9 protein-coding genes are annotated in these 12,446 nt (G+C 71.9%); 2 read left to right on the top strand and 7 right to left on the bottom strand.

Annotated elements, in window-relative coordinates; all coding sequences use genetic code 11:
• Positions 1-55: 55 nt before the first annotated feature.
• On the bottom strand, positions 56-757 hold the full coding sequence (gene rnhB, locus HFV08_RS16415; RefSeq protein ID WP_168540189.1) for a ribonuclease HII: 702 nt from the start codon (positions 755-757) through the stop codon (positions 56-58).
• Between the two features lie 397 nt (positions 758-1,154).
• On the opposite strand from rnhB, the gene HFV08_RS16410 reads away from it, so the two are divergent.
• Positions 1,155-2,702 carry an MFS transporter gene (locus tag HFV08_RS16410; protein WP_168540187.1) on the top strand — a complete coding sequence of 516 codons (1,548 nt, stop codon included), beginning with the start codon at positions 1,155-1,157 and terminating at the stop codon, positions 2,700-2,702.
• Positions 2,703-2,727: 25 nt separating this feature from the next.
• Here the strand turns inward: HFV08_RS16410 and HFV08_RS16405 are convergent, their stop codons facing one another.
• The 5 genes from HFV08_RS16405 to nrdR all read right to left on the bottom strand — a co-directional run bounded on the left by HFV08_RS16405 (position 2,728) and on the right by nrdR (position 8,890).
• Positions 2,728-3,624, bottom strand: a complete 897-nt coding sequence (locus HFV08_RS16405; RefSeq protein WP_168540185.1) for an ADP-ribosylglycohydrolase family protein — start codon at positions 3,622-3,624, stop codon at positions 2,728-2,730.
• Positions 3,625-3,636: 12 nt separating this feature from the next.
• Positions 3,637-4,332, bottom strand: coding sequence for a histidine phosphatase family protein (locus HFV08_RS16400; protein ID WP_168540183.1), 696 nt, complete (start codon positions 4,330-4,332; stop codon positions 3,637-3,639).
• A gap of 77 nt (positions 4,333-4,409) precedes the next feature.
• Positions 4,410-5,015, bottom strand: coding sequence for a YdbC family protein (locus HFV08_RS16395; protein ID WP_040256399.1), 606 nt, complete (start codon positions 5,013-5,015; stop codon positions 4,410-4,412).
• A gap of 245 nt (positions 5,016-5,260) precedes the next feature.
• Positions 5,261-8,170 (bottom strand): vitamin B12-dependent ribonucleotide reductase, encoded by a 2,910-nt coding sequence (locus tag HFV08_RS16390; protein ID WP_168540181.1) that lies wholly within the window; start codon positions 8,168-8,170, stop codon positions 5,261-5,263.
• Between the two features lie 165 nt (positions 8,171-8,335).
• The gene (gene nrdR / locus HFV08_RS16385) at positions 8,336-8,890 is read right to left on the bottom strand and encodes a transcriptional regulator NrdR (RefSeq protein ID WP_168540179.1); all 555 of its coding nucleotides are present in this window, start codon (positions 8,888-8,890) and stop codon (positions 8,336-8,338) included.
• A gap of 520 nt (positions 8,891-9,410) precedes the next feature.
• On the opposite strand from nrdR, the gene lexA reads away from it, so the two are divergent.
• On the top strand, positions 9,411-10,205 hold the full coding sequence (gene lexA / locus HFV08_RS16380) for a transcriptional repressor LexA (RefSeq protein ID WP_168540177.1): 795 nt from the start codon (positions 9,411-9,413) through the stop codon (positions 10,203-10,205).
• A 152-nt stretch (positions 10,206-10,357) separates the two neighbouring features.
• Here lexA and HFV08_RS16375 read toward each other — a convergent pair whose 3' ends face one another.
• Positions 10,358-12,328: a helix-turn-helix domain-containing protein gene (locus tag HFV08_RS16375; protein WP_168540419.1), complete on the bottom strand. Its 1,971-nt coding sequence runs from the start codon at positions 12,326-12,328 to the stop codon at positions 10,358-10,360.
• Positions 12,329-12,446 lie beyond the last annotated feature (118 nt).

The following is a 12,446-nucleotide window of genomic DNA, read 5'->3' as shown; positions in this document are numbered from 1 at the left end:
ATCAAACGCCGATTCGGATCGAGTCGGCGGGTGGCGCATCCGTACGGACGGCGGATCAGAAGTCGAAGCCGAGCTGGCCTTCGATCTCCGGAACCGTTTGCTCCGCCCAGAGACGGGGCTTCCTGAGGTGCCGCCACTGGGGCAGCGCATCAAGATACGCCCAGGTGAGCCGGTGATACGGGGTGGGTCCCCGTTCCTGCAGCGCGGCCTTGTGCACCGGGGACGGATACCCGGCGTTGGCCGCAAAGCAGAAGTCTGCATGGTCGGCACCGAGTTCGGCCATCATTTTGTCGCGGCGGACCTTGGCGATCACCGAGGCGGCGGCGACCGCGACGCAGGACTGGTCGCCCTTGATCACGGTGCGTACCCGCCAGGGCGCGCCCAGGTAGTCGTGCTTGCCGTCCAGGATGACCGCGTCGGGACGGACCGGAAGGGCGTTGAGCGCCCGTTCGGCCGCGAGCCTGAGCGCCGCCGTCATGCCGTGCTCGTCGATCTCCTCGTGGGAGGCGTGGCCGAGGGAGTGGGCGGTGACCCACTTCTCCAGCAGAACGGCGAGTTCCTCGCGGCGCTTGGGTGTCAGGAGCTTGGAGTCGGTGAGCCCCTCGGGGGGCCGCCGCAGCCCGGTGACCGCCGCGCAGACCGTGACCGGACCCGCCCAGGCGCCGCGTCCGACCTCGTCGACTCCGGCGATGATCCTGGCACCGGTAGTGGCGCGGAGTGAGCGCTCGACGGTGTGGGTGGGCGGTACGTACGGCATGACGCGTCCAGCCTACGCCGCGCACCGCGGCCGACGACACCCCGGTCCCCCACGACTTCCGGAAGCCGTCCTTCCGAACACGGCCGGTGGCGGATCCGGGGCGGAGGGGAGGCGGACTGCCGTGCGGGGCAGGGCCGTTGGCGCCGCCGCGGCGCGCGGGCCGGGGCGGCGCCCCGTCGCGGTGCTTCGGCCGGGCGGCCGGGACACGCCGACGGGATCGGGGAGAGCGGATTCCGGCCCGGTGTTGCTTTCACTGACGGTGCATCACCACTGTCGGCACGGCCCCGGACCTCGGTCGGCACGATCGTGGACACCAGTCGGCACGACCGGGGGCGAGCGCGTTCCACCGCGGGCGCGCTCTCCCCCGTTCACCAGAGCACTTGTGGGTGACCCCTCCGTGACAAGCTCCCGTCTGAAACAGGATCAGCGGCCCGGTGCGGCGCGCCGGGGCAGGCATCCCGGCCTCGCCCTGGCGGTGATCGCCTCCTGCCAGCTGATGGTCGTACTCGACGCGACCATCGTGAACATCGCGCTCCCGGACATCCAGCGCGCGCTCGGCTTCTCCACCACCAATCTCACCTGGGTGGTCAGCGGCTACACCCTCACCTTCGGCGGGCTGCTGCTGCTCGGTGGCCGGGCGGGTGACATCCTCGGGCGCCGCCGTGTCTTCATCGCGGGCATCCTGCTGTTCAGCCTGGCCTCGCTGCTCGGCGGTTTCGCCCAGGAACCCTGGCAACTGCTCGCGGCCCGCGCCCTGCAGGGGGTGGGCGGCGCGATCTGCTCCCCCACCTCGCTGGCCCTGGTCACCACCACCTTCGCCGAAGGGCCGGACCGCAACCGGGCCTTCGGGGTCTTCGCCGCGGTGTCCGCGGGCGGCGGCGCGGTCGGCCTGCTCGCGGGCGGCATGCTCACCGAGTGGCTGGACTGGCGCTGGGTGCTCTTCGTCAACGCCCCCATCGGCCTGCTCATCGCCCTGCTCGCGCCGCTCTACATCGACGAGTCCGACCGCCACCCGGGCCGCTTCGACGTCGCGGGCGCCCTGGCCTCCACGCTCGGCATGGCCGCGCTGGTGTACGGCTTCATCCGGGCCGCCGACGACGGCTGGAGCGACGGGCTGACGCTCGGCTCCTTCGCGGCGGCCGCGTTCCTGCTCGTGGTCTTCGTGGTGATCGAGTCGAGGGCCCGGGAGCCCATCACCCCGCTGAGGATGTTCGCCGACCCCAACCGCTCCGCCACCTACGTGATCATGCTGAGCCTGGCCGCGGCGCTGTTCGGGATGTTCTTCTTCCTGGTGCTCTTCGTGCAGAACGTGCTCGGCTACTCGCCGATCCGGGCCGGGCTCGCCTTCCTCCCGATCACCGTGGCCATCGCGGTCGGCGCGGGCCTGTCCCAGCAGTATCTGCCGCGGTTCGGCCCCAAGCCGTTCATCGTGGTCGGCTCCGCGCTCGCCGCGGCCGGTCTGGGCTGGCAGACCCTGATCACGGAGGACAGTTCGTACGCGAGCGGGGTCCTCGGGCCGATGCTGGTCTTCGGCTTCGGCATGGGCCTGAACTTCGTGACGCTGACCCTGACGGCGGTCTCCGGGGTGGCGCCGCACGAGGCGGGCGCCGCCTCGGGGCTGCTCAACGCGATGCAGCAGGTCGGCGGCTCGCTCGGCCTGTCGATCCTGACCACCGTCTTCGGCACGGCGAGCCGCAACGAGGGCCGCCGGCAGGTGCGTGAATTCCTCGCCGAGGCCTCGCCCGAGCAGAAGGCGCGGTTCGCGCGGACCCGGCAGCTGCCGGCGCCCTGGAGCAGCGAGGTGCTCGCGCACGGCATCGCCACGGCCTTCGTCCCGGCGGCGGGGATGGCCGTGCTCGCCCTGCTCGTCGGCCTGATCGTGATGCGCGTCCGCCGCAGCGACCTCGACGCGCTGGCCGGTACGGCGGGTCCCGGCCCGGCCTGACCTCGCCGGGCGCGGGCGCCCCGGCTCAGCCGCGCGGCGCCCAGTCGGGCAGTTCCTCGGTGCGCGCGGACCACTGTGCGGGCGGCCGGGAACCCCGGGCCGCGACGATGCCGCCGACGATGGCGCAGTTGGTGTCCACGTCGCCGCCGACCTGGGCGGTGTTCCAGAAGGCCGCGGCGTAGTCGTCGAGGTGCCGGGCCGCGGACCACAGGGCGAAGGGGACCGTGTCGGGGGCGCTGGTGCGCCGCCCCCGGCCGAGGACCGCGGCGACGGTCGAGGCGTCCTCGTAGTCGAGCATGTCGCGGGCCCGGCGCAGGCCCGCGGCCACGGCGCTGCGCGGGATCAGGGCGCTCACCTGGTCGAGGAGTTCCGCACCGCCGCCCGGGCCGCCGCGAGCCGCCAGCGCGGCGGCCGCGGCCACCGCCATGGCCCCCGCTACCGCCTCGGGGTGCTGGTGGGTCGGGTAGGCGGAGATCTCGGCCTGGTGGGTGGCCTGCTCGGGGTCGTCCGCGTACCAGGCGCCGAGCGGGGCGATCCGCATGGCGGCGCCGTTGCCCCAGGAACCCTGCCCCTGGAAGAGGGCGGAGGCCAGCTCCCGCCAGTCCCCGCCTTCCCTGACCAGCCGGAGCAGGCGGTTCACGGCGGGCCCGTACCCCCGGTCGAAGTCGTGGTGCTCGGCGAAGGAGCGGGCCAGAGCGTCCTGGTCGATGCGGTGGTGGACGGCGAGCACGGCGAGGACCGAGCAGGCCATCTCGGTGTCGTCGGTCCACTGCCACTGCCCCGGTGGCAGGGCGCGCTCGCCGAGCAGCGGATGGTTGTCGGGGACGAAGAACTGGGAGCCGAGCGCGTCGCCGACGGCGAGGCCGCGCAGACTGCTCAGGGCGCGCTCCAGGCGCCCGGCAACGGTGGGGTCGTGGGTCATGGCCCGGCCAGCTTAACCGGCGGGCCAGCCTGCGGGTTTGCCCGGCGGCTGCCCGGTGACACCGTACGGCTCGGGCTCGCACCAGCGCTCGAAGGGCTGGTCGAGGGTGTACTTGCCGTCGGGGCCGCGTTCGAGCACCCGCATCTCGGCGTTGCCGGGGTTCGACAGGGACTCGAACTCGGCGACCGACCAGTGGAACCAGCGCATGCAGAGCAGCCGCATGGTCAGGCCGTGGGTGACCAGGAGGACGTTCGGCGGGTGGTCGTCCGCCTCGAAGCTGCGGTGCAGGCTCTCCAGGAAGGAGCCGACGCGGTCGTAGACGTCGGCGCCGGACTCGCCCTGGGCGAAGCGGTAGAAGAAGTGCCCGTAGGCGTCCCGGTAGGCCTTCTGGAGCCGTACGTCCTCGTGGTCCTGCCAGTTCCCCCAGTCCTGCTCGCGCAGCCGGGGCTCCTCGCGGATGCGGACCCGGGCGGGGTCGAGCGCGAAGGCGCGCAGGGTCTCGTGGGTGCGGCGGTAGGGGGAGACGTAGACGCTGACGCGCTCCTCGCCGAAGAGGCGGCGGAGCCGGGCGCCGGTCCTGACGGCCTGCTCGTGCCCGGCGCCGGTCAGCGCGAGGGCGTGGTCGGGCTCGCGTTCGTAGACCGAGTCGTCGATGTTGCCCTGGGACTCGCCGTGCCGGACGAGGACGATGCGTTGCGGACGTGCCATGTCTCAAACCCTAGATCGCCCGGCCGCGGACCGGAGCGCTGGCCCGGATCGCGGGACGGCGGCCGGTTCGGCCGAGGTCAGACGGTCCAGGAGGGTTCGAGGTCCACCAGGTCGCCGTCGATGGCGGCGATGTCGGCGCTGGTCTGGGCGCGCAGCGAGAGCCGCTCGACGCGTTCGGTGCGGTACTTGCCGTGTTCGGCGGCCGACTCCCAGAGCGAGAGGATCAGGAACTCGGTGCCGGGGGCCTCGGCGAACAGGCCCCGGACCATGCCGGGTGAGCCCGCCATCGCCGGGTTCCACACCTTCTCCTGCATGAGCGCGAAGTGCTCGGCGCGCTCCTCGTGGACCCGGCAGTGGGCGAAGCGGAGCAGATCGGCGCCGGTGAAGCGCGGTTCGAAGCCGGTCTTCACATCGAAGCGGTACTCGAAGAGCTTGACCTGGGGGTTCTTGAAGGTCCCGGACTGCGCCGCGGCGAGCCGGGCGTGGGAGCGGGCCATGAAGGAGTCGTAGAAGGCGCGGCTCTCCCAGAAGGAGAAGAGGTGCGCCACTCCCGCCTTGCCGCGGCTCCAGCCGCCGCCCTGCCCGCGGAAGCCCGGCTCACCGGGGAGTCCCGCCCATTTCCGCTGCCCTCGCTCAAAACCCCGGCGGTCGACGACGGTGCAGCGAATCCACTTGACCAGCACCGCGCCATCGTAAGGCCACGGGGTGTGGTCATGGTCATGCTCCGGCAGCACATCGGCCGGGTCGCGGGCGGCCCGGCGGAGCCACTCGCGCCGCGGTCTCCGGGGCACGGGCGCGCGGGAGTTGGGAAGAATCGGTTCCGCCGGGCTCCGGGCCCGGCCCGCCGACGCCGTGTGGCGGAGCCGTCGACTCCGGCTCCGCCACAGGTGTTCACTTCGGTCCGGGGTCAGCCCGGGATCGGCATGGCTCAGCTGCACCCGCTGGTCGAGCCGCAGCCCTCGCAGATGTAGCAGGAACCGGCGCGCTGCATCTTGGTGCCGCAGGAGAAGCAGAGCGGGGCGTCCGCCTGGATGCCCAGCTGCATCTCGACGAGTTCGGCGCTGGTGTGCGCCTGCGGCGGGGCGGGGGCGGCGCCCGCCTCCTTGGCGTCGTCGACCGCCTTCAGGGACTCGGTGCGCCGGGGCGCGGACTGGGCGAGGCCCTCCACGTCCACGTCCACCGAGTCGTCGTAGGACGGCTCGTACGAACCGGTCTCCAGGTGGCGCTGGCGCTCCTCGGCGGAGTGGATGCCAAGGGCGGAGCGGGTCTCGAAGGGCAGGAAGTCCAGCGCCAGGCGGCGGAAGATGTAGTCGACGATCGACTGCGCCATCCGCACGTCCGGGTCGTCGGTCATGCCCGCGGGCTCGAAGCGCATATTGGTGAACTTCGAGACGTACGTCTCCAGCGGCACGCCGTACTGGAGGCCGACCGAGACCGCGATGGAGAAGGCGTCCATCATGCCCGCGAGGGTCGAGCCCTGCTTGGACATCTTCAGGAAGACCTCGCCGAGACCGTCGTCCGGGTAGGAGTTGGCGGTCATATAGCCCTCGGCGCCGCCGACCGTGAAGGAGGTGGTGATGCCGGGGCGGCCCTTGGGCAGGCGCTTGCGGACCGGGCGGTACTCGACGACCTTCTCGACCGCGCCGCGGATGGCCTCCTCGGCCCTGGCCGCGATCTCGGCCTTCTCCTCATCCGCGACGTCCTTCTTCTTCGCGGAGAGCGGCTGGCCGACCTTGCAGTTGTCGCGGTAGATGGCGAGTGCCTTGACGCCCAGCTTCCAGGCCTCGAAGTAGACCTCCTCGACGTCCTCGACGGTGGCCGACTCAGGGAGGTTGACCGTCTTGGAGAGGGCGCCGGAGATCCAGGGCTGGATCGCGGCCATCATCCGGACGTGGCCCATCGCGGAGATGGAGCGCTCGCCCATCGCGCAGTCGAAGACCTCGTAGTGCGCGGGCTTCAGGCCGGGGGCGTCGATGACGTTCCCGTGCTCGGCGATGTGCGCGACGATCGCCTCGATCTGCTCCTCCTGGTAGCCGAGGCGGCGCAGGGCCTGCGGGACGGTGCCGTTGACGATCTGCATCGAGCCGCCGCCGACCAGCTTCTTGAACTTGACCAGCGCCAGGTCCGGTTCGAGGCCGGTGGTGTCGCAGGACATCGCCAGGCCGATGGTGCCGGTCGGGGCGATCACGGAGGCCTGGGAGTTGCGGAAGCCGTTCTTCTCGCCGAGCCGGATCACGTCCTGCCAGGCCTCGGTCGCTGCGGCCCACACCGGGGTGTCCAGGTCGTCCATGCGCACGGCCGCGGCGTTGGCGTCCGCGTGCTGCTTCATGACCTGCTTGTGCGGCCCCGCGTTGCGGGCGTAGCCCTCGTACGGGCCGACGACCGCGGCGAGTTCGGCGGAGCGCCGGTAGGAGGTGCCGGTCATCAGGGAGGTGATGGCACCGGCGAGGGCGCGGCCGCCGTCGGAGTCGTAGGCGTGGCCGGTGGCCATCAGCAGGGCGCCGAGGTTGGCGTAGCCGATGCCGAGCTGGCGGAAGGCGCGGGTGTTCTCGCCGATCTTCTGGGTCGGGAAGTCCGCGAAGCTGATGGAGATGTCCATCGCGGTGATGACCAGCTCGACGACCTTGGCGAAGCGCTCGGCCTCGAAGGACTGGTTGCCGAGACCGTCGTCCTTGAGGAACTTCATCAGGTTCAGCGAGGCGAGGTTGCAGGACGTGTTGTCCAGGTGCATGTACTCGCTGCAGGGGTTCGAGCCGTTGATCCGGCCGGACTCCGGGCAGGTGTGCCAGTGGTTGATCGTGTCGTCGTACTGGATGCCCGGGTCGGCGCAGGCCCAGGCGGCCTCGGCCATCTTGCGGAAGAGCGACTTGGCGTCGACCTCCTCGATGACCTCGCCGGTCATCCGGGCGCGCAGGCCGAACTTGGCGCCGGTCTCGACGGCCTTCATGAAGGCGTCGTCGACCCGGACCGAGTTGTTGGCGTTCTGGTACTGGACGGACGTGATGTCGTCGCCGCCCAGGTCCATGTCGAAGCCCGCGTCGCGCAGGGCGCGGATCTTCTCCTCCTCCTTCACCTTGGTCTGGATGAAGTCCTCCACGTCGGGGTGGTCGACGTCGAGGATGACCATCTTGGCAGCCCGGCGGGTGGCGCCGCCCGACTTGATGGTGCCCGCGGAGGCGTCCGCGCCGCGCATGAAGGAGACCGGGCCGGAGGCGTTGCCGCCGGAGGAGAGCAGCTCCTTGGAGGAGCGGATCCGGGAGAGGTTCAGGCCGGCGCCCGAACCGCCCTTGAAGATCATGCCCTCTTCCTTGTACCAGTCGAGGATCGACTCCATGGAGTCGTCGACGGAGAGGATGAAGCAGGCGGAGACCTGCTGCGGCTGGGGGGTGCCGACGTTGAACCACACCGGGGAGTTGAAGCTGAAGATCTGGTGCAGCAGGGCGTAGGCGAGCTCGTGCTCGAAGATCTCGGCGTCCGCCGGGGAGGCGAAGTAGCGGTGGTCCTCGCCGGCCTTGCGGTACGTCTTCACGATCCGGTCGATCAGCTGCTTCAGACCGGTCTCGCGCTGCGGGGTGCCCACCGCGCCGCGGAAGTACTTGCTGGTGACGATGTTGACCGCGTTCACCGTCCAGAACTCGGGGAACTCCACGCCGCGCTGCTCGAAGTTGACCGAGCCGTCGCGCCAGTTGGTCATGACGACGTCACGACGCTCCCAGGCCACCTCGTCGTAGGGGTGGACGCCGGGGGTCGTGTGCACACGCTCCACGCGCATTCCCTTGCCGGCCTTGGCTCCCTTGGAACGGGAACCTCGTGCCGGACCGCTCGCCGTCTCTGTCATGCCGCCTCCCTGTACCGGGCGATAACGCCCCGAAGTGCCGCGTTCTTCCCGTGACACATTGTTGAATCGATGCCGCGGGCATCACTGAGCCCGCCCGCAGCAAAACCTTCCTGCGCCGACGACCTGCCCCTTCACCGCCCGCTTGACGGGCGGCGGGGCGTGCGGTCAGTCGGCCGTCGCCGCAGACACGGGGGCGCCGTCGGTCACCCCGTGTCCACTGTCGCTCGCCTCGCGTGACCGTCCGGCATCCTCCTGCCGGGCGGCGGAACCGCGCGCGAGGCCGTTCCTCAGTTCGACGATGGCGGCCTCGAAGTCCTCCAGCGAGTCGAACGCCCGGTAGACGGACGCGAACCGCAGATAGGCGACGAGGTCGAGTTCCTGCAGCGGGCCGAGTATGGCGAGGCCCACGTCGTGGGTCGTCAGCTCGGCACTGCCGGTGGCACGCACGGCCTCTTCGACGCGCTGCCCGAGCTGCGCGAGGGCGTCCTCGGTGACCGGACGGCCCTGGCAGGCTTTCCGCACCCCGTTGATCACCTTGGTGCGGCTGAACGGTTCGGTGACGCCGCTGCGTTTGATCACTATCAGTGAACAGGTCTCGACGGTGGTGAACCGCCGCGAGCAGTCGGGGCACTGGCGGCGCCTCCTGATGGAGGTGCCGTCGTCGGTGGTCCTGCTGTCGACCACACGGCTGTCGGGGTGCCTGCAGAAGGGGCAGTGCATAACTCTCGACGCTCCTTCGCACGCACGAATCCTCGACACCGAGGGGCCGTTGAGGCCCCTCGGAAGCAGTGCCCAGCATAGGCGATCCCGCCGGTACTCCACGACCACTCAGCACAACTTCTGGGCCGCTGCCGCAATCCAACCACTAGATGTGGTGTCGCGGCGCGAATTTGCACGCCATCTCGCGTGTCGCCGCGGGGAGTTGGGAACGTGCCGCGCACGCCGGGTCACCCACCGGCAGCACGGGGCGACGGGCGGGCGCCGCTTCCGCGGGGCGGTACGGATCCCGGGGCCCGCCGGGTGGCAGACTTGCCCCGGCCGAGGGGCGGGGCGGCGGCCCCGGTCACGGCGGTGCAGCGTACTCGACGGGCCCGGACGCCTCCCGGGAGGGGTTCCCTACACCGGTGCACATGATCACGTCAGGTAATCTGCACTTTTTCACTCGAACGTGTGTTTGGCGCAACCTTTCGAAAGCAACTACCGTTGTCCAACCAGGGAGAAGATGCCGAGAGGGGCCGACGTGACCACCAGCGCAGACAGTGCAGCCATCACTGCCCAGGACCGTTCCCCGGGCCGATTCGAGCCGGTGCATGCCATGAACGACGCAGCGAGGAACCAGGCACCGCAGGAGGGGACGCGCCCCGCGCGCTCCCTGCCCGGCAGGCCACCCGGGATCAGGGCAGACAGCTCGGGGCTCACCGACCGCCAGCGGCGGGTGATCGAGGTGATCCGCGACTCCGTGCAGCGCCGGGGGTACCCGCCGTCGATGCGCGAGATCGGCCAGGCCGTCGGCCTGTCCAGCACCTCCTCGGTGGCCCACCAGCTGATGGCCCTGGAGCGCAAGGGCTTCCTGCGCCGCGACCCGCACCGCCCGCGCGCCTACGAGGTCCGCGGCTCGGACACGCCGAGCGTGCAGCCCACCGACACCAGCGGCAAGCCCGCCGCCTCGTATGTACCGCTGGTCGGCCGGATCGCCGCGGGTGGCCCGATCCTCGCGGAGGAGTCCGTCGAGGACGTCTTCCCGCTCCCCCGCCAACTGGTCGGCGACGGCGAGCTGTTCGTGCTGAAGGTGGTCGGCGACTCGATGATCGACGCCGCGATCTGCGACGGGGACTGGGTGACGGTGCGCCGCCAGCCGGTCGCGGAGAACGGCGACATCGTGGCGGCCATGCTGGAGGGCGAGGCCACCGTCAAGCGCTTCAAGCGGGAGGACGGCCATGTCTGGCTGCTCCCCCACAACACGGCCTACCAGCCCATCAACGGCGACGAGGCCACCATCCTCGGCAAGGTGGTCGCGGTCCTGCGCCGCGTCTGACCTCCCTCTCCCGGCCCCGGCGCCACCGTGCGCCGTCCCTGCCGACCCCGGAACCAACTGCGCCGGTTCCGGGGTCGGTTGTGTGACGCCGCCTCCCGGCCGCGGACCGGCTCAGGATTCCGCGGCCGGTCCGTATGCGGGTGGCGACCGGCTCAGGATTCCGCGGCCGGGGGTGAGTCCGGTGAGCCCTCCGCCAACTGGTGCAGCCGCAGGGCGAGTTGGAGTTCCAAGGCCCGCTCGGGGCTGTTCCAGTCCTTGCCGAGCAGGGCGCCGATCCGGTCGAGCCGCTGCACCACCGTGTTGACGTGCACGTGCAGAACGTCCTTGGTACGGGTCAGGCTGCCACCGGAGGCGAAGTAGGCCCCCAGGGTGCGCACCAGCTCGGTCCCCCGGCGCCGGTCGTAGGCGAGCAGCGCGCCGAGCGCCGCCCGTACGAAGCCGTCGACGTCGTGGCTGTCGCCGAGCAGCACCCCGAGGAAGCCCAGCTCCGCCGCGCAGGCGCCCTCGCCGGTCCGCCCGAGGATGTGCAGGGCCCGCAGGCAGCGCACCGCCTCGGCGTGCGCCTCGGCCAGCTCGGGCGGACCGGCCGCCGGGCCCGCCCCGGCCACGGTGACCGGGACGCCGAGCCGGTGGCTGAGGTCCGCCGCGGCGGCGCGGGCGGCGCTGCCGGGCTCGGTGCCCTCGTACGGCAGCAGCAGGACGACGCGCTGGCCGTGCTCGGCACCGATGCCCTCGCCGCCGAAGAGGTACTGCGGGGCCGCCGCGGCGAGCCGGGCACGGCTCTCGGCGGGGGCCTCGGCGGCGAGCACCAGGAGGGGGCGGGTGAGGTCGAGGCCGAGCCGGTGACCGCGGGCGACGAGTCCGTCCGGATCGCGGTCGGGGGCGGCGAGGAGATCGGCGACCAGTTCGCCGCGTACCCGGTTCTCGGTCTCCGCGACGGAGCGGCGCAGCAGCAGGAGGAGCGCCGTCACCACCCCGGCGCGTTCGAAGAGGCGGCGGTCCGGGTCGCTCAGCTCGGCCCGCTCGTGCAGCACCAGGGAGCCGAGGAGCTGGGCCCCGGCGAGCACCGCGCACACCCAGCGGCCGTCCCGGTACACCGCGCGGCCCGCGGCCCGCGACTCCTCGGCGGCGCGGGTGGCGAAGGGCGCCGCGACGGCGCCCCGGTAGGCCCCGCCCCCGGTGCCGCCGACCGCGGCGAGGGTGCGGCCCTCGGGGTCGTGGATGGTGATCGGGCCGCGGAAGAGGGAGGCGACGGCGGCGGCCACGTCCGCGATGTCGCCGCCGCCGAGCACCAGGTCGCTGAGCCGGTCGTGGGCCTCCTCGGCCCGCTGCATGGCGGCGGAGTGCTCCCGGATGACGGCGTTGGCCTCGGCGAGTTCGGCCAGTGCCCGGCGGGCGTTCTCGATGGCGTGCGCGGTGTCGATGGCGATGGCGGCGTGCGCGGCGAGGGAGCCGAGCAGCGCCACCTCCTCGGGGCTGAAGGACCGCGGCGAGCGGTCCGCGGCGAAGAGGACGCCGATCACCTTGCCGCCCTCCGCCGCGTCCGAGCCGAGCAGCAGCGGCACCCCGAGGATGGCGACCAGGCCCTCCTCGCTCACCCCGTTGTCGATGTTCGAGGTGTGCCGGAAGCGGCTGTCGGTCGGGTAGTCGGCGGTGGCGTAGGGCCGGGCGGTCTGCGCGACGAGCCCGCCGAGGCCCTCGCCGAGCTCCAGGCGCAGGTTCTGGAAGACCGGGGAGACGCTGCCGTCGGTGACCCGCATATAGGTGTCGCCCGCGGCCTCGTCGGGGAGCGTGAGGTACGCGGTGTCGGTGCCGAGCAGGGTGCGGGCGCGGCGGACGATGGAGCGCAGTACGGCGTCGAGTTCGCGCAGGGCGGCGAGGTCCCCGGCGGTGTCGAAGAGGGCGGAGAGCTCGGCCTCCCGGCGCCGGTGCTGGTGCAGGGTGCGGCGGATGCGCAGGGCGGTCTGCGCGGCTCCTTCGAGGGTGTCCAGGGCGGGCGGGCGCAGGCCCTCGCCGCGGGCGGCGGCGAGCAGGGCGCCGAAGTCCTCCGCGGGCGCGTCCCGGTCGAGGAGGTCGAGCAGCCTGCGCAGGTGGGGGGCGAGGGCGGGGGCGGGTTCGCGCATGGTGCGGGCCATCGTGTCAGAGCGGGGGCGGGGAGGGGGCCGGAGCGGCCGACAGGCATCAGATGACGGATGACAGATGACAGATGACAGATTTCAATGATCGTCATCCGTCATCTGT

It is taken from the genome of Streptomyces physcomitrii (genome assembly GCF_012273655.1).
GTDB classification, from domain to species: Bacteria; Actinomycetota; Actinomycetes; order Streptomycetales; family Streptomycetaceae; genus Streptomyces; species Streptomyces physcomitrii.
The sequence above is the reverse complement of the archived record's forward strand: the minus strand, read 5'-3'. Positions and strand labels throughout refer to the sequence as shown.

Excerpts from the sequence above, each read along its gene's own strand:
- HFV08_RS16405 (WP_168540185.1), bottom strand. The coding sequence starts at position 3,624 with ATGACCCACGACCCCACCGTTGCCGGGCGCCTGGAGCGCGCCCTGAGC.
- HFV08_RS16390 (WP_168540181.1), bottom strand. The coding sequence starts at position 8,170 with ATGACAGAGACGGCGAGCGGTCCGGCACGAGGTTCCCGTTCCAAGGGA.
- nrdR (WP_168540179.1), bottom strand. The coding sequence starts at position 8,890 with ATGCACTGCCCCTTCTGCAGGCACCCCGACAGCCGTGTGGTCGACAGC.
- rnhB (WP_168540189.1), bottom strand. The coding sequence starts at position 757 with ATGCCGTACGTACCGCCCACCCACACCGTCGAGCGCTCACTCCGCGCC.
- HFV08_RS16400 (WP_168540183.1), bottom strand. The coding sequence starts at position 4,332 with ATGGCACGTCCGCAACGCATCGTCCTCGTCCGGCACGGCGAGTCCCAG.
- HFV08_RS16375 (WP_168540419.1), bottom strand. The coding sequence starts at position 12,328 with ATGCGCGAACCCGCCCCCGCCCTCGCCCCCCACCTGCGCAGGCTGCTC.